The sequence below is a fragment of the Enterobacter sp. RIT637 genome, from assembly GCF_019718755.1.
Taxonomy (GTDB): Bacteria; Pseudomonadota; Gammaproteobacteria; order Enterobacterales; family Enterobacteriaceae; genus Enterobacter.
This window is the reverse complement of the sequence record NZ_JAIHAZ010000001.1, coordinates 321,452-342,429: the sequence shown is the minus strand read 5'-3', so window position 1 is coordinate 342,429 and position 20,978 is coordinate 321,452. Positions and strand designations below refer to the sequence as shown.

Genomic DNA, 20,978 nt, shown 5'->3' with positions numbered 1-20,978 from the left:
TGACGACCATGCTAAAAACACTCGATGTCGTTGCCGCCATCATCGAAAAAGACGACAACATTTTACTGGCGCAGCGCCCTGCCCATGCCGACCAGCCGGGAATGTGGGAATTTGCAGGCGGGAAAGTCGAAGCGGGTGAAACCCAGCCCGAGGCGCTGATCCGCGAACTGCGTGAAGAGCTGGGCATTGAGGCTCAGCCTGCGCACTACGTGGCAAGCCACCAGCGCGAAGTGTCGCAGCGGTTAATCAACCTGCACGCCTGGCATGTTCCCGTCTTCAGTGGAGAGCTCACGGCGCACTACCACAGCGCGCTGGTGTGGTGTACGCCGGAAGAGGCGTTCGCCTACGACTTAGCCCCGGCGGATATTCCGCTGCTGGAGGCCTTTATTCTTTTACGCGACGCCAGACCAGCGGATTCGTGCTAATGGCGCGTTCATCACGCTGGCACTGCAGTAAAACACCGTCCGCTTTAACCACCGCCCCTTCAGAATAGTTTTGATCCTGATAGATGCAGCACTGATTGCACGGCTGCGCGCGCTGGCCGCTGGAGCTAAAGACCTCTGGCGGCACATTCACTTCAACATCCGGGCGAATGCGGTCCGCCTGAGCGCCAGTGGTAAACATCAAACATAACGCGGTCATCACGTAACGGTTCATCGACTTGTCTTCCTGTTGTGTCCTGATATTGACTATAACGGTAAACCTGAGCAGAACCTTTAATTTATCTCGTCATCGCTTTTGGTTATGACCCGCCCTCTCTCATGAATTTCCCTTTCGGCACACATTTCTGCTTGCCTCACAAAGCGGTACGGGTGGTATAGTCAAAAAAACAACACAAATCGCATAAGCAACATACATAAATTAATATAAGAGGTTCTTATATCTATGGATCAGACACGCTCTCTGGAAAGTTTCCTTGCCCACGTTCAGCAGCGCGACCCGCACCAAAGCGAGTTCGCTCAGGCCGTTCGTGAAGTTATGACTACCCTGTGGCCCTTCCTTGAACAAAACCCGCGCTATCGCCAGATGTCTCTGCTTGAACGCCTGGTCGAACCAGAGCGCGTGATCCAGTTCCGCGTGACGTGGGTTGACGATCGCAATCAGGTGCAGGTTAACCGTGCGTGGCGCGTACAGTTTAACTCTGCCATTGGCCCGTTTAAGGGCGGCATGCGCTTCCACCCGTCCGTGAACCTGTCGATTCTGAAGTTCCTCGGCTTTGAGCAGACCTTTAAGAACGCCCTCACCACGCTCCCGATGGGCGGCGGGAAAGGCGGCAGCGATTTCGACCCGAAAGGCAAAAGCGAAGGCGAAGTGATGCGCTTCTGTCAGGCGCTGATGACCGAACTGTATCGTCACCTCGGCCCGGATACCGACGTACCTGCCGGGGATATCGGCGTGGGCGGACGTGAAGTGGGCTTTATGGCCGGGATGATGAAAAAACTCTCCAACAACAGCGCCTGCGTCTTTACCGGCAAGGGGCTGTCGTTTGGCGGGAGTCTGATCCGCCCGGAAGCGACCGGGTACGGTCTGGTTTACTTCACCGAAGCCATGCTCAAGCGTCACGGCTTAGGTTTTGAAGGGATGCGCGTCGCGGTGTCCGGCTCCGGTAACGTGGCGCAGTACGCTATTGAGAAAGCGATGCAGTTTGGCGCTCGCGTAGTAACTGCCTCTGACTCCAGCGGTACGGTGGTGGATGAAGCGGGCTTCACGGCGGAGAAACTGGCGCGCCTGTGTGAAATCAAAGCCAGCCGCGACGGTCGCGTGGCGGATTATGCCCGAGAGTATGGCCTTACCTACCTGGAAGGGAAACAGCCGTGGGGCGTGCCGGTGGATATCGCCCTGCCGTGCGCAACGCAGAACGAGCTGGACGTGGAAGCCGCGCGTACATTGATTAGCAATGGCGTGAAAGCCGTAGCCGAAGGGGCGAATATGCCGACCACCATCGACGCGACGGAGCTGTTCCTGGACGCAGGCGTGCTGTTTGCGCCGGGCAAGGCCGCAAACGCGGGCGGCGTGGCGACCTCCGGCCTCGAGATGGCGCAAAACGCCGCACGTCTCGGCTGGAAGGCAGAGAAAGTGGATGCGCGCCTGCACCACATCATGCTGGATATTCACCACGCCTGCGTGGAGTATGGCGGTGAAGCATCGCAAACCAACTACGTACGCGGGGCGAATATCGCCGGGTTCGTGAAGGTGGCGGATGCAATGATTGGGCAGGGCGTGATTTAAGCCTTCGCTGCATTCTCGCCCTTGTAGGCCCGGTAAGCGTTAGCGCCACCGGGCTTTTTTCAGGCCGCAGAGCGGCTTTTCGCCGGGTGGCGGCTTCGCCTTACCCGGCCTACGGTTTAAGAGGCTGCCGCGCTCTTTTTCTTTTTAAACGGTTTCTTCGCGCCGCCACCGGGAGCCACCATACCTCTGAACCGCTTCACCGGCGTGCTGCGCGCCTGATCGATCAGGTGGTAAAGCGTCCCGACCAGCGGCTGCATAAAGTCCTGATAGCGGCACTGTTTCTCGCTGATCTGCGTCAGAACCGATTCCCAGTGCGCGGTCATGTCCGGCCTGGCGGCCAGCTCCGGCAGCGAATGAATCAGGGCACGGCCCGGCTCTGTCGAATGGATATAGCGCCCTTTTTTCTCGAGGAAACCACGCTTAAACAGCAGCTCGATAATCCCTGCTCGCGTCGCTTCCGTCCCCAGACCGTCGGTGGCGCGCAGGATCTTCTTCAAATCTTTATCCTGCACAAAGCGGGCGATCCCGGTCATCGCCGACAGCAGCGTCGCGTCGGTGAAATGGCGCGGGGGCTGGGTCTGACGTTCAACCACTTCGCCCTTCTCGCACAGCAGCTCGTCATCTTTAGCGACCACCGGCAGCGGCGTGCCGTCGTTCTCCTCATCGCGCTCTTTATTGCCGAGCAGCGTGCGCCAGCCCGCTTCCGCGAGAAAACGCGCTTTGGCGATAAACTTTCCTTTGGCAATCTCAAGCTCAATCACGCACTTGCGGAATACCGCGTCCGGGCAGAACTGCATCAGGTACTGACGGGCAATCAGGTTGTAGACCTTCGCTTCGTTCTCAGTCAGGTTGACGCTGCTGGCGCGCGCCGTCGGGATAATCGCGTGGTGGGCATCCACCTTTTTATCATCCCAGCAGCGGTTATGGGTGTCCGGGTTTACCGCCGGTTGCGGCAGCAGATCCGGCGCGTGCACGCCGATGGCGTTCATCACCGAGTGGCGTCCGGCAAAGTGCTCTTCCGGCAGATAGCGGCTGTCCGAACGCGGATAGGTGATGAGCTTATGGGTTTCGTAGAGCTTCTGGCAGATATCCAGCACGTTCTGCGCGCTCAAACCAAACTTTTTGGCCGCCTCAATCTGAAGTGCAGAAAGCGAAAACGGCAGCGGCGCGGGTTCTGATTCCCGTTTATCGTTATAGCTGGTGACGATAGCGGGCTGCCCGGTAATGCGGTTAACCACATGATCGGCCAGCGGACGATGGAGCAGACGCCCCTCTTCATCCTGGTAGGACTCGCAGGCGTCGCTCGGCTGCCAGACGGCGGTAAAGCGTTCGTCTTTAGGGGTGACGATATGCGCTTTCACTTCAAAGAAATCTTTGGCGACGAAGTTTTCAATCTCTTCATCACGGCGAACCACCAGCCCCAGCACCGGCGTCTGCACGCGGCCCACGGAGAGCACACCCTGATAGCCCGCATTACGCCCAAGAATGGTGTAGGCGCGGGTCATATTGATACCGTACAGCCAGTCGGCGCGGGCGCGGGCTAAAGCCGAGACGCACAGCGGAATAAACTCGCTGTTGGCGCGCAGGCGTGAAATTGCCCGTTCAACGGCCTGCGGGTTGAGGTCGTTAATTAAACAGCGCTGCACCTGCTGGCGCTTTTCCGGCGCCAGCTCCAGGTAGTCCAGCACTTCATCGACCAGGAGCTGCCCTTCCCTGTCCGGGTCACCCGCGTGCACGATTTCAGCCGCTTCATGCAGGAAGCGCTTGATCACGTTGAGCTGTTTGGTGACCGAAGGCCGGGGCTGCAGGCGCCATTTTTCCGGCACGATGGGCAGATCGTTCAGGTTCCAGCGGGCGTAGCGGCTGTCGTAGACATCCGGCTGCGCCTGCTCAAGCAGGTGACCAATACACCAGGTGACCACCTGCCCGTTACCGCATTCGATAAAGCCGTCACCTTTGCGATGCGGTTTAGGCAGCACGTCGGCGATGGCACGGGCCAGGCTCGGCTTTTCGGCAATAAACAACCGCATCGAATTAACGGATCTCAATCATCGGTCGGCCGCCGCGCGCGGTCACCAGCTCGCCGATCGCCGTCAGGGTGATGCCAAACTCGGCGGCAGTGGCCTGAACCTCGGCTTCAGATTCCGGCGTCACCGCCAGCAGCAGGCCGCCGGAGGTTTGTGGATCGCACAGCAGGTTGCGCCACTCCTCAGGCATTTCGCCCATCAGGTGACCGTAGCTGGCGAAGTTACGCTGGGTACCGCCCGGGACCGCGCCCTGAGCAATATACTCTTCCACGCCCGGCAGCTTCGGCACGTCCTGATACCAGACCTGCGCCTGCACGCCCGCGCCCTGACACACTTCAGAGAGGTGCCCAAGCAGACCAAAACCGGTCACGTCGGTCATCGCCTTCACGCCGTCGATATTGGCGAAAGCCGCCCCCGCGAGGTTCATCTGGCACATCACTTCCGTTGCCAGACCGATATGCTCGGGCTTCAGCAGGGATTTTTTCTCGGCGGTGGTGAGTACGCCAATGCCCAGTGGCTTGGTGAGGAACAGCTTGCAGCCCGCCTGCGCGGTGCTGTTGCGCTTCACGCGTTCGGTCGGCACCACGCCTGTAACAGCCAGGCCGAAGATCGGCTCCGGCGCATCGATAGAGTGACCGCCGGCCAGGGCAATCCCCGCCTGCTGACAGGCAAAGCGACCGCCCTCAATCACATCGCGGGCAATTTCAGGTGGAATGGTGTTGATCGGCCAGCCCAGAATGGCAATCGCCATGATCGGCTTACCGCCCATCGCGAAGATATCGCTGATGGCGTTAGTCGCCGCAATGCGCCCGAAGTCGAAGGGGTTGTCGACAATCGGCATAAAGAAGTCAGTGGTGCTGATAATGCTGGTGCCGTTACCTAAGTCATAAACCGCTGCATCGTCACGCGTTTCGTTACCGACAAGCAGGTTCGGGTCGACAAACTTCGCCTGTTCACTGTGCAGGATGGTTTCCAGCACTTTAGGGGAAATTTTACAACCGCAACCGGCTCCGTGGCTGTATTGCGTTAAACGAATGGTTTGCTCGCTCATGGACGTCTCCTGTCATCTCAATCGCGCTATGGTAGCGCTCATTCCATAAAGAGGTAAGTATGACTGTCTGAATTCTGCGGCAGATGCTCAGAATCCAGACAGTTTAGCGCGGGTTATCAGAAACGGCTGACGAAAGGGGTGGTGTCCGGCACGCTGATGGTGCTGGAGGCTTTAAGCTGCGGAGTGCCAAGATAGAGGAAGCCGACAATTTTATCGTGCTCGCCGCAGGCGAAGCCATCACGCACGACCGTACTTTCGGTCAACGGCCCGGTGCGCCAGATGCCATTGAAGCCCTGCGCGACGGCGGCCATTTGCATCGCCATCACCGCGCAGCCTGCGGACATTTCCTGCTCCCAGACCGGCACCTTATGGTCGGCCTGACATTTCGCCACGACAGCGATGATCATCGGCGCGCGGAATGGCGCACTGCGGGCTTTATCAATCCCTTTCTCATCCTGACCCGCGGCAACCGCGCCTTTTTCCAGTAACGCACTGAAGCGGTCGCGGCCTTCGGCTTCAATCACAAAGAAGTGCCAGGGCTGCAGCGTGCCATGATCCGGCGCGCGCAGTCCCGCACGCAGAATGTTTTCCAGCTGCTCGCCCGCTGGAGCAGGCTCGGCCAGACGCGACGCGCTACGGCGGTTAACAAGCAGTTCAAGTGCATCCATTGGTTAACTCCTTTATTGAAATTTACTCACAAAATTAACACGACGGCAGATTTTGTTACAGCGTGTCAGGCGATTCCTGCTGACAAGTGGCGGTTGGGTCATTACGATAACCCAACATTACCGTCCCGTGGCGACGGAAACAGTCATTTTCTGGTTAGGGAGAATACATGCGAACCCTTTGGCGAATCTTTGCCGGTTTCTTTAAATGGACGTGGCGACTGCTCAACTTCGTCCGCAACCTGGTGATGAACATCTTTTTCATCTTCCTGGTGCTGGTTTGCGTAGGCGTCTGGATACATATCAGCAACGCCAATCAGTCTCAGCATTCGACTCGTGGGGCGCTGCTGCTGGACATCACCGGCGTCATCGTTGATAAGCCTTCCACCAGCAACCGTCTGGGCGTGATTGGCCGCCAGCTGTTTGGCGCAACTTCCGATCGTCTGCAGGAAAACTCCCTGTTCGATATCGTCGATACCATTCGTCAGGCCAAAGATGACCGCAACATCACCGGGATCGTGCTGGATCTGAAAGATTTTGCCGGCGGCGATCAGCCTTCCATGCAGTACATTGGAAAAGCGCTGCGCGAGTTCCGCGACAGCGGCAAGCCGGTGATTGCCGTGGGCGACAGCTACACCCAGGGACAATATTATCTGGCGAGCTTTGCCAATAAAATTTGGCTCTCGCCGCAGGGTACGGTCGACCTTCATGGTTTTGCCACCAACGGGCTGTATTACAAGTCGCTGCTCGACAAGCTGAAGGTCACCACCCACGTCTTCCGCGTTGGCACCTACAAATCTGCCGTCGAGCCGTTTATCCGCGACGACATGTCCCCTGCCGCCCGTGAGGCGGACAGCCGCTGGATTGGCGAACTGTGGCAGAACTATCTCGGCACCATTGCCGCCAACCGTCAGATTACCGCTGAACAGGTCTTCCCGGGCGCGCGCGGCATGCTGGATGGACTGCGGAAGGTCGACGGCGATACCGCGAAATATGCCCTCGACAACAAGCTGGTTGATGCGCTGGGCTCAAGCGCGGATGTCGAAAAAGCGCTGACCAAACAGTTTGGCTGGAGCAAAGAGGATAAAAACTTCAGCGCCATCAGCATGTATGACTATGCAGCGAAAAAACCGGATGACACCGGTGAAAGCGTCGCGGTGGTCTTCGCTAATGGTGCCATCATGGACGGTGAGGAAACGCCGGGTAACGTTGGGGGCGACACCACCGCGTCGCAAATCCGCGATGCTCGCCTTGACCCGAAAGTGAAAGCGATTGTTCTGCGCGTAAACAGCCCTGGCGGCAGCGTTAGCGCATCTGAAGTGATCCGCGCGGAACTGGCCGCAGCTCGCGCCGCTGGCAAACCGGTGGTGGTATCAATGGGCGGAATGGCCGCCTCGGGCGGGTATTGGATTTCGACGCCTGCGAACTATATTGTTGCCAACCCAAGCACATTGACCGGCTCCATCGGCATCTTCGGGGTGATCAACACCGTGGAAAACAGTCTGGACTATCTGGGCGTGCATACCGACGGCGTTTCTACTTCTCCGCTGGCGGATGTGTCGGTAACGAAATCCCTGCCGCCTGAAGTTTCTGAGATGATGCAGCTCAGCATTGAGAACGGCTATAAACGCTTCCTCACGCTGGTTGCCGACTCGCGCAAAAAGACGCCAGAACAGATTGACCAGATTGCTCAGGGCCACGTCTGGACCGGGCAGGATGCGAAGAACAACGGACTGGTGGACAGCCTGGGTGACTTTGATGACGCCGTTAAGAAAGCGGCCGAACTGGCGAAGCTCAAGCAGTGGCACGTTGAGTATTATCAGGACGAGCCGTCGTTCTTCGATATGGTGATGGACAGCATGTCCGTTTCCGTTCGCGCCATGCTGCCGGAGGCGCTGCAGGCTTACCTGCCAGCCCCTGTCGCCACTGCTGCGAAAGCGATGAAAGCTGAAAGCGATAAGCTCGCGGCCTTTAACGATCCACAAAGTCGTTACGCGTTTTGCCTGACCTGCGCGAACGTCCGTTAAAAACCGTCCCCTCTTCCCGCGAAGAGGGGATTTTTTTCTTTTGAAAAACAAGAACTCACACCCATGCAGAAGAAATCGATTTATGTAGCCTACACTGGCGGTACCATCGGGATGCAGCGCTCTGAAAACGGCTATATTCCTGTCTCAGGCCACCTGCAGCGTCAGCTTGCACTGATGCCAGAATTCCACCGCCCGGAAATGCCTGACTTCACCATCCACGAATACGAGCCGCTGATGGACTCCTCCGACATGACGCCGGAAGACTGGCAGCACATCGCGGATGATATTAAAGCCCATTACGACCAGTACGACGGCTTTGTGATCCTGCACGGCACCGACACCATGGCGTTTACCGCTTCCGCGCTCTCTTTCATGCTGGAGAATCTGGGCAAGCCGGTTATCGTCACCGGCTCGCAAATCCCGCTGGCGGAGCTGCGCTCGGACGGGCAGATCAACCTGCTGAATTCCCTGTACGTTGCGGCCAATTACCCGATTAACGAAGTGTCGCTGTTCTTCAACAACCGCCTGTATCGCGGCAACCGCACCACCAAAGCGCACGCCGACGGTTTCGACGCTTTCGCCTCGCCTAACCTGCAGCCGCTGCTGGAGGCGGGGATCCATATCCGTCGTCTGGGCACGCCGCCTGCGCCAAACACTGCCGGTGAGCTGATTGTGCATCCGATTACCCCGCAACCGATTGGCGTGGTGACTATCTATCCGGGTATCTCAGCGGACGTGGTGCGTAACTTCCTGCGCCAGCCGGTAAAAGCGCTGATTCTGCGCTCCTACGGCGTCGGCAACGCCCCGCAGAACGGCGAATTCCTGAAAGAGCTTCAGGAAGCCAGCGAGCGCGGGATCGTGGTCGTGAACCTTACCCAGTGTATGTCAGGCAAGGTGAACATGGGCGGCTATGCCACCGGTAACGCGCTGGCGCATGCCGGCGTCATCAGCGGCTTCGATATGACCGTTGAGGCAACGCTGACTAAACTTCACTATTTACTGAGCCAGGATCTGGACATCCAGTCCATTCGCAGCGCGATGATGCAAAACCTGCGCGGCGAACTGACCCCGGACGAATAAGGAGGCCACATGAAGCAACGCGCCCTGCTACTGGTCGATTTGCAAAATGATTTCTGCGCGGGCGGTGCGCTGGCCGTCGCGGAAGGTGACAGCACCGTTGATGTGGCGAATACGCTGATAGACTGGTGCAAAGCCCGCGGCGAGGCGGTTGTCGCAAGCCAGGACTGGCACCCGGCGAACCACGGCAGCTTTGCCAGCCAGCACAACGTCGAGCCTTTCACTCAGGGGGATCTCGACGGGCTGGCGCAAACCTTCTGGCCGGATCACTGCGTGCAGCAGACGGAAGGCGCGGAGCTGCATCCGCTCCTGAATCAGAAAGCCATCGACGCGGTGTTCCATAAAGGTGAAAACCCGGCGATCGACAGCTATAGTGCGTTTTTTGATAACGGGCATCGCCAGAAAACGGCGCTGGACGCGTGGTTACGTCATCACGAAATTACGGAGCTGATCGTGCTGGGTCTGGCGACGGATTACTGCGTGAAGTTTACCGTGCTGGACGCGCTCCGGTTAGGTTACACCGTCAGCGTCATCACCGACGGCTGCCGCGGGGTGAACATTCACCCACAGGACGGCGCTCAGGCGTTTATGGATATGGCTGCGGAAGGCGCGACGCTATATACACTGGAAGACTGGCTGGAAACGCAGGCGTAAGCCTTTTTAGCCGGGTGGCGCTGACGCTTACCCGGCCTACCTTTCCCCGTAGGCCGGGTAAGGCGCAGCCGCCACCCGGCAAAACAACCCACTCCGTTCTCCCATAAAGTGAACTCCCTCGCATCCTCAGCGAAGCGGCAATGCTATTCTCGTCAGGCTGTTTTTTCGCCACGCTTTTCTGTGGCGTGGTTAATTTTATTAAGTCAAAGAGGAACTTGTATGAAACGTTTGCCCTTGCTGGCAGCATTACCTTTGCTTTGCGCGTCAGTTGCCTCCGCCAGTACCCTGATGTCCGTGGGCTACTTTAACGGGGGTGGCGATGTCACCGCCGGACCGGGTGGCGACATCAATAAGCTCGACGTTCGCCAGATCACCCACCTGAACTACTCGTTTGGTCTGGTCTATAACGACGAAAAAGACGAAACCAATGCCGCGCTGAAAGATCCGACGAAACTGCATCAAATCTGGCTGTCGCCAAAAGTCGCCTCCGACCTGGCACGGATCCCGACCCTGCGAAAACAAAATCCGAATCTCAAAGTGCTGCTTTCTGTTGGCGGCTGGGGCGCGCGTGGCTTCTCTGGCGCGGCGGCAACCAAAGAGACGCGTGCGGTGTTTATCCGCTCTGCGCAGGAGATCGTCGATAAATACGGCCTGGACGGGATCGACCTCGACTGGGAGTATCCCGTCAACGGCGCGTGGGGGCTGGTTGCAAGCCAGCCCGCAGACCGGGATAACTTCACCGCCCTGCTGAAAGAGATGCGCGCGGCGTTCGGGCAGAAAAAACTGGTCACCATCGCGGTAGGCGCAAATGCGGAAAGTCCGAAAAGCTGGGTAGATGTCAAAGCCATCGCCCCGCTGCTCGACTACATCAACCTGATGACCTACGACATGGCGTACGGGACGCAGTATTTTAACGCCAACCTGTATGACTCCAGCGCCTGGCCGACGGTGGCAGCCGCCGACAAATACAGCGTCGATTTTGTGGTGAACAACTATCTGGCCGCCGGGCTGAAGCCACAGCAGATGAACCTCGGGATAGGTTTCTATGGCCGCGTGCCAAAACGCGCCGTCGAGCCGGGGATCGACTGGACGAAACCGGATGCGCAAAAAAATCCCGTGACCCAGCCCTACTTCGGACCTCAGGAGATCGGGTTGTTCAAGTCACTCGGCTATGAACTGACCAAAGATACGTACGTGAAATACAACGATATCGTTAAAAAACTGCTGAACGATCCGCAGAAGCGCTTTACCGAGCACTGGGACGACCAGGCGAAGGTGCCGTGGCTGTCGGTGAAGGGAGCCGATGGCAACGCGCTGTTTGCGATTTCGTATGAGAACCCGCGTTCCGTAGCGATCAAGGCGGACTACATCAAAGAGAAAGGTCTCGCCGGGGCGATGTTCTGGGAGTACGGGGCTGATGACAACAATCAGTTGGCGAAGCAGCTGGCGGAGTCGCTCGGGATCCCGCATAAGTAATAAGACATCAAGCCCTCTCCCACTGGGAGAGGGTTGGGTGAGGGCATCAACCCGCACCGTTATTGCATTTTCATCGTCGCAATCGGCTTCGGCGTGATACCAAAGTCTTCTTTCAGCTCACGCTTGCTCTTCATCACCATCTGCCCTTTGGTATCGATAGTCATGTGCTGCGCGTCAGTGTTGTTGCGCGCCTGCCATAACATCACCAGCTGCAGGCTGTTCTCTTTTTGCTCCGGGGTGAGCGCCACACCATCAGGCCATTTTCCCAGCTCAACGGCCGTCACCAGGCGCTGATAAACCTCCGGTGTCATACCGCTAATCATGTCATCAATATTCATGATGTCTCCCTTTCAAAGGAATAATTTGCTGAATCGATTTTTCAGCCTTTAGTGTGATCGCCATTTTCGTCATCAGTGAAGCTTAACGAGGCTGAATTCACGCAAAAACGCTCACCCGTTGGCTGAGGCCCATCGGGGAAGACATGCCCAAGGTGCGCATCACAGTTTCCGCAACGAATTTCAGTGCGTACCATGCCGTGCGATGAGTCCGTCAGATAGCGGATCGCGTCATCGCTCACCGGCTCGTAAAAGCTCGGCCAGCCGCAGCCTGAATCGTATTTTGTTTGCGAATTAAACAACGGCGCATCGCACACCAGACAGTGGTAGACGCCGTCTCGCTTGTTGTGCAGTAAACGCCCGGTAAATGGCGGTTCCGTCCCGTGGTTCTGCGTCACGTAAAACTGCATTTCTGTGAGGTTTTTTTTCAAATCGTCGGGGTTACGTTGGTTCGACATATGCTTACATCTCGCTGTAGAAACAGACATCTTCTGACCCGAATTCTAACAAAACATTAACACCCGTGCGTGCACTTTTGTTCTAAACTTATGTGTCGCGAAAAGGCGGTCAGGCAATTGTGATCTGTTTCACATTTTTATCCTGCGAGGCCTTTAAAATTCCGGGCGCAGCCCCCATGTGGTTGCTAGCTCAAAGGGAAAGTGAGGCGAGTCAGTCGCACAAACGTTAGTCACAGGATTGATTTGTCGCAATGATTGACACGATTCCGCTTGACGCTGCGTAAGGTTTTTGTAATTTTACAGGCAACCTTTTATTCACTAACAAATAGCTGGTGGAATATATGACTATCAAAGTAGGTATCAACGGTTTTGGCCGTATCGGCCGTATTGTTTTCCGTGCTGCTCAGAAACGTTCTGACATCGAAATCGTTGGTATCAACGATCTCCTGGACGCTGAATACATGGCGTACATGCTGAAGTACGACTCAACTCACGGTCGTTTCGACGGCACCGTTGAAGTGAAAGACGGCCACCTGGTTGTTAACGGTAAAACCATCCGCGTTACTGCTGAGAAAGACCCAGCTAACCTGAAATGGAACGAAATTGGTGTTGACGTTGTAGCTGAAGCTACCGGTATCTTCCTGACCGACGAAACCGCACGTAAACACATCACCGCTGGTGCGAAGAAAGTTGTTCTGACTGGTCCTTCCAAAGACAACACCCCAATGTTCGTTCGTGGTGCTAACTTCGAAAAATACGCTGGCCAGGACATCGTTTCCAACGCATCCTGCACCACCAACTGCCTGGCACCACTGGCTAAAGTTATCAACGACAACTTCGGTATCGTTGAAGGCCTGATGACCACCGTTCACGCAACTACCGCTACTCAGAAAACTGTTGATGGCCCGTCTCACAAAGACTGGCGCGGCGGCCGTGGCGCAGCTCAGAACATCATCCCATCTTCTACCGGTGCTGCTAAAGCTGTAGGCGTTGTACTGCCAGAGCTGAACGGTAAACTGACTGGTATGGCGTTCCGCGTTCCAACTCCTAACGTATCCGTTGTTGACCTGACCGTTCGTCTGGAAAAAGCTGCTTCTTATGAAGAAATTAAGAAAGCAATCAAAGCTGCTTCCGAAGGCGCAATGAAAGGCGTTCTGGGCTACACCGAAGACGACGTTGTATCTACCGATTTCAACGGCGAAGTGTGCACTTCCGTGTTCGATGCTAAAGCTGGTATCGCACTGAACGACAACTTCGTTAAACTGGTTTCCTGGTACGACAACGAAACCGGCTACTCTAACAAAGTACTGGACCTGATCGCTCACATCTCCAAATAAGTTGAGATGAGTGTTTGATCCAAAAAGGCGACTTCGGTCGCCTTTTTTATTGTTTTAAGACAGAGGATTGCTTAATGATTAATAAAATTTTTGCACTTCCGGTAGTCGAACAACTTACCCCTGTGCTCTCTCGCCGTCAGATCGACGGTGCTGATATTATCGTTGTGGACCATCCGCGCGTAAAAGCGTCCGTAGCGCTGAACGGCGCTCACCTGCTCTCCTGGAAACCGGAAGGAGAAGTGGAAGGCTTATGGCTGAGCGATGCCACCTCATTCAAAAAAGGGGCGGCGATCCGTGGCGGTGTGCCAATCTGCTGGCCGTGGTTCGGCCCTTCCGCGCAGCCGGGTTTGCCGTCTCACGGTTTTGCCCGGAATCAACAATGGACGCTGAAAGCACACAACGAAGATGATAACGGTGCGGTGCTCACCTTTGAACTGCAGGCAAACGATGAAACTCGCGCCCTGTGGCCGCACGATTTCACCCTGTACGCCCGCTTCAAGCTGGCGAAAACCTGCGAAATAGAGCTGGAAGCCCATGGCGAATTTGAAACCACGTCCGCCCTGCACACCTATTTCAACGTGGGTGACATTAATGCAGTAAAAGTGAGCGGTCTTGGTGATATCTTTATCGACAAGGTGGATAACGCGAAGCAGGGCAAACTGAGCGACGGCGTGCAAACGTTCCCCGATCGTACCGACCGCGTTTACCAGCATCCGGAAGCGTGCAGCGTGATTCATGACGGTGCCCTGAATCGCAGTATTGAAGTGGTTCATCACCATCACAGCGACGTGGTGGGCTGGAACCCAGGCCCGGCGCTTTCTGTCAGCATGGCGGACGTCACTGAAGACGGTTATAAAACCTTTGTCTGCGTAGAAACCGCCTGCGTGAGTACGCCGCAAAACGCGAGTGAAGAAAAACCGTCCCGTTTAGGCCAGACGATTAAGATTGTGAAACGTTAATACTGTTCTACCGCACCAAAATAAAACAAACGGGGCGCAAGCGCCCCGTTTTGATGCACAGAATGCACGCTAATGATGCACACTCAGAACTTGTAGGTCACACCCACAGAGAAGATGCCTGCCCAGGATTTGTCGACCATCGGGCTGTCTTTGATTTCATCGCTCAGGCGGGAGTAACGGCCAGTACCGTAGACATTCCAGTCACCCAGGAAGTTATAGCTCGCGGTCAGCTCCAGGTACGGATCCCAGCCATCATCCGCGCTGTAGCTTTTCAGACCACTACGGCGAGACTCAGCTTTAGAGACGCCATAGTAGTAGTCGTTGTAGTTCTCGCTGCTGTACTGCACACCGATGCCCGGCGTCAGCGTCAGCGCGCCGTTGGTGTAGCGATAAAGCCACGCCAGATCCCAGATAAAGCCGTTGCTGTTGTCGAGCGTATCCGCCGCCAGCGCAGTACGCAGGAAGCCATACTGGGTATTATGTACGTAAGAAAGACCCGCCATCAGCGAGCTTCTGCGCTTGTCCAACTGGCGAAGCGCGTTGCTGTCGCTGTCGCCTGGCTTGAAGTGCTTCGGGTCGTAATACGCCATAATCGAAAGCTTGTCAGCCGTATCGTTCCACAGATAGTAGCCGCCGCCCAGGCCGCGGAACCAGAAGTTATCGCCTTCATAGGTGACAACCGGAACGGGATATACGTCGCGGTCATACTGTTTGTACGGGCTGTTAATGACACCCGCGCCCGCGCCAACAGTCCACTGACCTTCTGCCTGTGCGGTGTTCACTGCGGTAGCGGCAAGGATGCCCAATGCCAGAAGTTTGAGTTTGGTCACAATCCATTCTTTCCTGTAGTCAAATAATCAGCGGGTGAAGTGTAACCGCCCTTCCCGCACATCCCAAAATTTTTTGCTGACTAATGAGTCTGATTAACCCGTTATTTTTTACTTTTCAGATGACAGGCTGCTTTCATTTATGTGAACACTGAATGAAAAACGCGGCTTCGCCTTATTACGCACGTGGGAATTTTTGGATGAGTTATTGATATGTCATTGAAATTAGATTTTCTCAGCATGCAAGTTTTGCAAATGCCATCTACGCTTTAATTTAAGAAGAGATTTTGCTGCACACCCCCGCACTTCTTAGCGTCTGACCTGGCACACAGGTTGCTGCTCTGGCAGTGAGGTGCGAGAAATTCTCTTCCGGGAGCCTCCACTACTCATACGAACGGCTCTTATCCTGTGCTAAAAAACGAAAGGACGGCATGCCATGAATATATTCGATCACTATCGCCAGCGCTACGAAGCTGCCAAGGACGAAGAGTTCACACTGCAGGAGTTTCTTACCATTTGTCGGCAAGATCGCAGTGCCTATGCTAATGCGGCAGAACGGCTATTGATGGCTATTGGTGAGCCTAACATGGTTGATACTGCCCTGGAGCCACGGCTTTCCCGTCTCTTTTCGAATCGGGTCGTCGCCCGATACCCGGCGTTTGAAGAGTTCTATGGCATGGAAGATGCCATCGAGCAGATCGTCTCCTACCTGAAGCATGCTGCTCAGGGCCTGGAAGAGAAGAAGCAGATCCTCTATTTACTGGGTCCTGTGGGTGGCGGTAAATCGTCGCTTGCCGAGCGCCTGAAAGCGCTGATGCAGCGCGTGCCGATTTACGTGCTGAGTGCCAACGGGGAACGCAGCCCGGTCAATGACCATCCGCTGTGCCTGTTTAATCCGCAGGAAGATGCGCAGATCCTTGATAAAGAGTTTGGCATCCCACACCGCTATCTCGGCACGATTATGTCGCCGTGGGCGGCAAAACGCCTGCACGAGTTTGGTGGCGATATAACCAAATTCCGCGTCGTCAAAGTCTGGCCGTCGATTCTGGAGCAGATCGCCATCGCCAAAACAGAGCCCGGCGACGAGAACAACCAGGATATTTCGGCCCTGGTCGGTAAAGTCGACATCCGTAAGCTGGAACATCACGCGCAAAACGACCCGGATGCTTATGGTTACTCCGGCGCTCTGTGCCGTGCCAACCAGGGGATTATGGAGTTCGTCGAGATGTTTAAAGCACCGATCAAAGTGCTGCATCCGCTGCTGACCGCCACCCAGGAAGGCAACTACAACGGGACGGAAGGTATTTCCGCCCTGCCGTTTAACGGCATCATTCTGGCGCACTCCAACGAATCAGAGTGGGTCACCTTCCGTAATAACAAAAACAATGAGGCGTTCCTCGACCGTGTTTACATTGTCAAAGTGCCTTATTGCCTGCGGATCTCGGAAGAGATCAAAATTTACGAGAAACTGCTTAACCACAGTGAGCTGGTGCACGCCCCTTGCGCACCGGGAACGCTGGAAACGTTGTCTCGCTTCTCCATTCTGTCGCGCCTGAAAGAGCCGGAAAACTCCAGCATCTACTCGAAAATGCGCGTCTATGATGGTGAAAGCCTGAAGGACACCGACCCGAAGGCGAAGTCGTATCAGGAGTACCGCGATTACGCCGGCGTCGACGAGGGGATGAACGGTCTGTCCACGCGTTTCGCGTTTAAGATCCTCTCCCGCGTCTTTAACTTTGACCATGCGGAAGTGGCGGCCAACCCGGTGCATCTGTTCTACGTCCTGGAGCAGCAAATCGAGCGCGAGCAGTTCCCGCAGGAGCAGGCTGAACGCTATCTTGAGTTCCTGAAAGGCTACCTGATTCCGAAATACGCCGAGTTTATTGGCAAAGAGATCCAGACGGCCTATCTGGAATCCTATTCAGAATACGGGCAGAACATTTTCGACCGTTACGTTACCTACGCTGACTTCTGGATCCAGGATCAGGAGTACCGTGACCCGGATACCGGACAGCTGTTCGACCGTGAATCCCTGAACGCGGAGCTGGAAAAAATTGAGAAGCCTGCCGGTATCAGCAACCCGAAAGACTTCCGTAATGAGATTGTCAACTTCGTCCTGCGCGCCAGAGCGCATAACAACGGGCGTAACCCGAACTGGACCAGCTACGAAAAACTGCGCACGGTCATTGAGAAGAAAATGTTCTCCAATACCGAAGAGCTGTTGCCGGTTATTTCGTTTAACGCCAAAACCTCAACCGACGAGCAGAAAAAGCACGACGATTTTGTCGACCGTATGATGGAGAAAGGCTATACCCGCAAACAGGTCCGCCTGCTCTGCGAATGGTACCTGCGCGTGCGCAAATCGTCTTAAAACAAGTGCCCGGTAGCGTTTACGCTTACCGGGCCTACAAAATGCAAGTTGGCAAATGCAGTACGGGGGGTATATGACCTGGTTTATTGACCGGCGTCTTAACGGCAAAAACAAGAGCACGGTGAATCGCCAGCGCTTCTTGCGTCGTTATAAAGCGCAAATTAAACAGTCGATCTCCGAGGCCATCAACAAACGCTCGGTGACTGACGTAGACAGCGGCGAGTCTGTCTCTATCCCCACTGATGACATCAGCGAACCGATGTTTCATCAGGGGCGAGGCGGTCTGCGCCATCGCGTCCACCCAGGTAACGATCACTTTGTGCAGAATGACCGAATCGAGCGTCCACAAGGCGGTGGCGGCGGTTCTGGAAGCGGTCAGGGACAGGCCAGCCAGGACGGTGAAGGTCAGGATGAATTTGTCTTCCAGATCTCGAAAGATGAATATCTCGACCTGCTGTTTGAGGATTTGGCCCTGCCGAATCTGAAAAAGAACCAGCACCGTCAGCTCAACGAATACAAAACCCATCGCGCGGGCTATACCGCAAACGGCGTGCCCGCCAACATCAGCGTCGTGCGTTCGCTGCAGAACTCGCTGGCGAGACGGACGGCGATGACGGCCGGTAAACGACGTGAGCTGCGCGAGCTGGAAACCAGCCTGAAGGTCGTGGAAAACACGGAACCGGCGCAACTGCTGGAAGAGGAGCGCCTGCGCAAAGAGATTGCCGAGCTACGGGCAAAAATCGACCGCGTGCCGTTTATTGACACATTTGACCTGCGTTACAAGAACTACGAAAAACGTCCAGAGCCATCCAGCCAGGCGGTGATGTTCTGTCTGATGGACGTTTCTGGCTCCATGGACCAGGCCACCAAAGATATGGCGAAGCGTTTTTATATTCTTCTCTACCTGTTCCTGAGCAGAACCTATAAGAACGTGGAAGTGGTCTATATCCGCCACCATACTCAGGCGAAAGAGGTGGATGAACACGAGTTCTTCTACTCGCAAGAGACCGGTGGGACCATTGTATCGAGCGCCCTGAAGCTGATGGATGAAGTGGTGAAAGAGCGTTATGACCCGGCGCAGTGGAACATCTATGCCGCGCAGGCGTCGGATGGCGATAACTGGGCCGACGACTCGCCGCTGTGTCATGAAATTCTGGCGAAGAAAATTCTGCCCGTCGTGCGTTACTACAGCTATATCGAAATCACCCGCCGCGCGCACCAGACCCTGTGGCGGGAGTATGAACATCTGCAGTCGATGTTCGATAACTTTGCCATGCAGCATATCCGCGATCAGGATGATATCTATCCGGTATTCCGGGAGCTGTTCCACAAGCAGTCTGCCACCAGCAGTGCATAACCCAATAGCCAGCGAATCCGCTGGCTGTTTTCTTTCGACCCCGCTCATCCCGTGATAATGTAGCAAGCTGCAAATGGGTTTATTACCGGGAAAATCGTTATGTCTGAAGATGTTATTGGGACGGCAACTCACCAGCAACTGATTACCTTACTTACCGAGCAGGGCGCGCGGTTTCGCGTCATGGAGCACGAGGCGGTGGGGAAATGTGAAGCGGTAAGTGAAATTCGCGGGACCGATCTGAAGCAAGGCGCGAAAGCGCTGGTGTGCAAAGTGAAAGGCAACGGCGTGAAAAAACACGTTCTGGCGATCCTGGCCGCCGATCTGCAGGCTGACCTGGGCCAGCTTGCCAGCCATTTTGGCGGGCTTAAGGCCTCGCTCGCCAGCCCGGCCGAGGTCGATACCCTGACCGCCTGCGTTTTCGGCGCTATCCCGCCCTTTAGCTTCCATCCTGATTTAGCGCTGGTGGCCGACCCGCTGCTGTTCGAGCGCTTCGACGAAATCGCATTTAACGCTGGCCTGCTGGAGAAATCCGTCATTATGGATACCCAGGATTACCTGCGTATTGCCCGCCCTGAGCTGGTGACCTTCCATAAAGCGTAACCGCTAAGGCTGACGCCCCGTCAGCCTTTTCTTTCCAGAAACAGCACGGAGGCGACGAGAATAACGGCAATAGCGAAAAACGATGAGGAGATAATCAGCGTTTCAACAAACATGTGATCGTTCATGATGGCGACCCCTTTTGCGATATCTGCCTCCGTTTTAATCCGCGTAAATGACAAGGTTATGACAACAATAAAATCTTTTTTAAACTGTCCTGCGTCGCGTTTGCGCGTACAGTAAGCAGGTTAATTATTTGGCAAGGATTCCCTATGTTTGACCCTACTCTGCTCATTCTTCTGGCACTTGCCGCGCTCGGCTTTGTCAGCCATAACACCACGGTCGCCATCTCGATTCTGGTGCTGATTATTGTGCGCGTGACCCCGTTAAATACCTTTTTCCCGTGGATAGAAAAACAAGGCCTCACCATCGGGATAATCATTTTAACCATCGGGGTAATGGCGCCCATCGCCAGCGGCACGCTTCCCGCATCAACCCTGCTGCACTCGTTTGTGAACTGGAAATCGCTGGTGGCGATCGCGGTGGGGATTTTTGTTTCGTGGCTGGGCGGGCGCGGCGTCACGTTGATGAGCAGCCAGCCCTCGCTGGTGGCGGGTCTGCTGGTGGGCACCGTTCTGGGCGTGGCGCTCTTCCGCGGCGTTCCGGTGGGGCCGCTGATTGCCGCCGGGCTGGTTTCGCTGTTTATTGGGAAGTCGTAGTCAGGCTGGCAATATAGCGTGCAGGCGTCTGACCCAACCCTTTCTTAAACATGGTAATAAAGGCGGTGGTGGAGTCATATCCCAGTGACTGTGCCGCCTGCTGCACGGAGTTCCCGCCAATCAATAGCTGCAAGCCGACAATCAACTGCAGCTGGTGTCGCCAGCGCCTGAAGCTTAACCCCGTCTCTTTTACGACCAGCCGCGCCAGGTTGCGCTCGCTCATGGCGAAATGACTCGCCCACTGCGCCAGCGTTTGCCATTCAGCAGGCTCTTCAGCCATCTTCTCTGTCATCAGACGAATTTTGGGGTGTGGTGAGACGGGCAGCTGCAGATGCTCCTGACGCTGACGCGGCAGCTCATCAAACAGCACCTCCACCAGGCGAGATGTGGCGGCAAGGCGCATCTCTTCACGCGATCTATCCGCCAGCGACAAAATAAGTTCCCGCACCAGCGGGGAGATTTTCAGCGTGCAACAGCGATCGGGCAGACTGACGGCACCGGGTTCAATAAACAAAAAGCACAGCTGTGCGCCCGGCGTGGCCTTATTGCTGTGCGGCATCTCCCCCGGAACCCATACGGCATACTGCGGCGGCACCATCAGCATGGCGTTTTCCACATCGCAGGTGATCGCGCCCCCCAGCGCCAGAATCAGCTGACCTTTGCGGTGATGATGCAGCGGAATATGCTGTTCTTCAGCCACTACCCGGATGCGAAACGCCATCGCAGCGTCGTGCTGGCTATCCGGATCGTAGCCATCCAGCCCAAGACCGATCATAAAGTTGTCCGATATTAGCGATAAACTGTCATTTTAG

General features: G+C 55.7%; 21 protein-coding genes. 12 read left to right on the top strand and 9 right to left on the bottom strand.

Translation table 11 applies throughout. From position 1 onward, the window contains the following. The first annotated feature begins 8 nt into the window (after positions 1 to 8). Positions 9 to 425 carry a pyrimidine (deoxy)nucleoside triphosphate diphosphatase gene (locus K5E19_RS01630; RefSeq protein ID WP_221549711.1) on the top strand — a complete coding sequence of 139 codons (417 nt, stop codon included), beginning with the start codon at positions 9 to 11 and terminating at the stop codon, positions 423 to 425. Here K5E19_RS01630 and K5E19_RS01625 read toward each other — a convergent pair. Continuing rightward, a complete protein-coding gene (locus K5E19_RS01625; RefSeq protein ID WP_221549710.1) occupies positions 385 to 657 on the bottom strand; it encodes a YnjH family protein in 273 nt (90 codons plus the stop codon). The genes K5E19_RS01630 and K5E19_RS01625 overlap by 41 nt on opposite strands. A 228-nt stretch (positions 658 to 885) precedes the next feature. Here K5E19_RS01625 and gdhA point away from each other — a divergent pair, with 228 nt between their 5' ends. Continuing rightward, complete coding sequence (gene gdhA / locus K5E19_RS01620) at positions 886 to 2,229, top strand: NADP-specific glutamate dehydrogenase (protein ID WP_221549709.1); 1,344 nt, start codon at positions 886 to 888, stop codon at positions 2,227 to 2,229. Positions 2,230 to 2,345: 116 nt separating this feature from the next. Here gdhA and K5E19_RS01615 read toward each other — a convergent pair whose 3' ends face one another. The 3 genes from K5E19_RS01615 to K5E19_RS01605 form a co-directional block, all read right to left on the bottom strand. After that, positions 2,346 to 4,259, bottom strand: a complete 1,914-nt coding sequence (locus K5E19_RS01615) for a DNA topoisomerase III (protein WP_221549708.1) — start codon at positions 4,257 to 4,259, stop codon at positions 2,346 to 2,348. 4 nt (positions 4,260 to 4,263) lie between these two features. After that, positions 4,264 to 5,307, bottom strand: coding sequence for a selenide, water dikinase SelD (gene selD, locus K5E19_RS01610; RefSeq protein ID WP_221549707.1), 1,044 nt, complete (start codon positions 5,305 to 5,307; stop codon positions 4,264 to 4,266). Between the two features lie 116 nt (positions 5,308 to 5,423). Then, positions 5,424 to 5,975: an NAD(P)H nitroreductase gene (locus K5E19_RS01605; RefSeq protein ID WP_221549706.1), complete on the bottom strand. Its 552-nt coding sequence runs from the start codon at positions 5,973 to 5,975 to the stop codon at positions 5,424 to 5,426. A 167-nt stretch (positions 5,976 to 6,142) separates the two neighbouring features. On the opposite strand from K5E19_RS01605, the gene sppA reads away from it, so the two are divergent. From sppA to K5E19_RS01585, 4 genes are all read left to right on the top strand, one after another. Next, positions 6,143 to 7,999 (top strand): signal peptide peptidase SppA, encoded by a 1,857-nt coding sequence (sppA, locus tag K5E19_RS01600; protein WP_221549705.1) that lies wholly within the window; start codon positions 6,143 to 6,145, stop codon positions 7,997 to 7,999. 63 nt (positions 8,000 to 8,062) lie between these two features. After that, the gene (gene ansA / locus K5E19_RS01595; RefSeq protein WP_010430087.1) at positions 8,063 to 9,079 is read left to right on the top strand and encodes an asparaginase; all 1,017 of its coding nucleotides are present in this window, start codon (positions 8,063 to 8,065) and stop codon (positions 9,077 to 9,079) included. A gap of 9 nt (positions 9,080 to 9,088) precedes the next feature. Next, entirely contained in the window at positions 9,089 to 9,730 is a 642-nt protein-coding gene (gene pncA / locus K5E19_RS01590) for a bifunctional nicotinamidase/pyrazinamidase (protein ID WP_221549704.1), read from the top strand. Positions 9,731 to 9,949: 219 nt separating this feature from the next. Further along, complete coding sequence (locus K5E19_RS01585) at positions 9,950 to 11,206, top strand: glycoside hydrolase family 18 protein (RefSeq protein WP_221549703.1); 1,257 nt, start codon at positions 9,950 to 9,952, stop codon at positions 11,204 to 11,206. Positions 11,207 to 11,265: 59 nt separating this feature from the next. On the opposite strand, the gene K5E19_RS01580 is transcribed toward K5E19_RS01585, so the two are convergent. Both K5E19_RS01580 and msrB read right to left on the bottom strand, forming a co-directional pair. After that, complete coding sequence (locus K5E19_RS01580; protein WP_010430080.1) at positions 11,266 to 11,544, bottom strand: YeaC family protein; 279 nt, start codon at positions 11,542 to 11,544, stop codon at positions 11,266 to 11,268. 41 nt (positions 11,545 to 11,585) lie between these two features. After that, positions 11,586 to 11,999: a peptide-methionine (R)-S-oxide reductase MsrB gene (gene msrB / locus K5E19_RS01575; protein ID WP_010430078.1), complete on the bottom strand. Its 414-nt coding sequence runs from the start codon at positions 11,997 to 11,999 to the stop codon at positions 11,586 to 11,588. A gap of 341 nt (positions 12,000 to 12,340) precedes the next feature. Between msrB and gapA the strand changes: the two genes are divergently transcribed. Continuing rightward, on the top strand, positions 12,341 to 13,336 hold the full coding sequence (gapA, locus tag K5E19_RS01570; protein ID WP_010430074.1) for a glyceraldehyde-3-phosphate dehydrogenase: 996 nt from the start codon (positions 12,341 to 12,343) through the stop codon (positions 13,334 to 13,336). 74 nt (positions 13,337 to 13,410) lie between these two features. Continuing rightward, the gene (locus K5E19_RS01565) at positions 13,411 to 14,295 is read left to right on the top strand and encodes a D-hexose-6-phosphate mutarotase (RefSeq protein WP_221549702.1); all 885 of its coding nucleotides are present in this window, start codon (positions 13,411 to 13,413) and stop codon (positions 14,293 to 14,295) included. 83 nt (positions 14,296 to 14,378) lie between these two features. On the opposite strand, the gene K5E19_RS01560 is transcribed toward K5E19_RS01565, so the two are convergent. Continuing rightward, a complete protein-coding gene (locus K5E19_RS01560) occupies positions 14,379 to 15,125 on the bottom strand; it encodes a MipA/OmpV family protein (protein ID WP_221549701.1) in 747 nt (248 codons plus the stop codon). 433 nt (positions 15,126 to 15,558) lie between these two features. Between K5E19_RS01560 and yeaG the strand changes: the two genes are divergently transcribed. The 3 genes from yeaG to K5E19_RS01545 all read left to right on the top strand — a co-directional run bounded on the left by yeaG (position 15,559) and on the right by K5E19_RS01545 (position 19,450). Continuing rightward, positions 15,559 to 17,493 (top strand): protein kinase YeaG, encoded by a 1,935-nt coding sequence (yeaG, locus tag K5E19_RS01555; protein ID WP_042717518.1) that lies wholly within the window; start codon positions 15,559 to 15,561, stop codon positions 17,491 to 17,493. 73 nt (positions 17,494 to 17,566) lie between these two features. Further along, on the top strand, positions 17,567 to 18,850 hold the full coding sequence (locus tag K5E19_RS01550; protein ID WP_221549700.1) for a YeaH/YhbH family protein: 1,284 nt from the start codon (positions 17,567 to 17,569) through the stop codon (positions 18,848 to 18,850). A 99-nt stretch (positions 18,851 to 18,949) separates the two neighbouring features. Then, the gene (locus K5E19_RS01545; protein WP_221549699.1) at positions 18,950 to 19,450 is read left to right on the top strand and encodes a YbaK/prolyl-tRNA synthetase associated domain-containing protein; all 501 of its coding nucleotides are present in this window, start codon (positions 18,950 to 18,952) and stop codon (positions 19,448 to 19,450) included. A 20-nt stretch (positions 19,451 to 19,470) separates the two neighbouring features. Here the strand turns inward: K5E19_RS01545 and yoaI are convergent, their stop codons facing one another. Next, complete coding sequence (yoaI, locus tag K5E19_RS01540; protein WP_010430055.1) at positions 19,471 to 19,575, bottom strand: small membrane protein YoaI; 105 nt, start codon at positions 19,573 to 19,575, stop codon at positions 19,471 to 19,473. 144 nt (positions 19,576 to 19,719) lie between these two features. On the opposite strand from yoaI, the gene K5E19_RS01535 reads away from it, so the two are divergent. Next, positions 19,720 to 20,166, top strand: a complete 447-nt coding sequence (locus K5E19_RS01535) for a DUF441 domain-containing protein (protein ID WP_024908579.1) — start codon at positions 19,720 to 19,722, stop codon at positions 20,164 to 20,166. Here K5E19_RS01535 and K5E19_RS01530 read toward each other — a convergent pair. Further along, the gene (locus K5E19_RS01530; protein WP_221549698.1) at positions 20,150 to 20,941 is read right to left on the bottom strand and encodes a helix-turn-helix transcriptional regulator; all 792 of its coding nucleotides are present in this window, start codon (positions 20,939 to 20,941) and stop codon (positions 20,150 to 20,152) included. The genes K5E19_RS01535 and K5E19_RS01530 overlap by 17 nt on opposite strands. Positions 20,942 to 20,978: the final 37 nt, after the last annotated feature.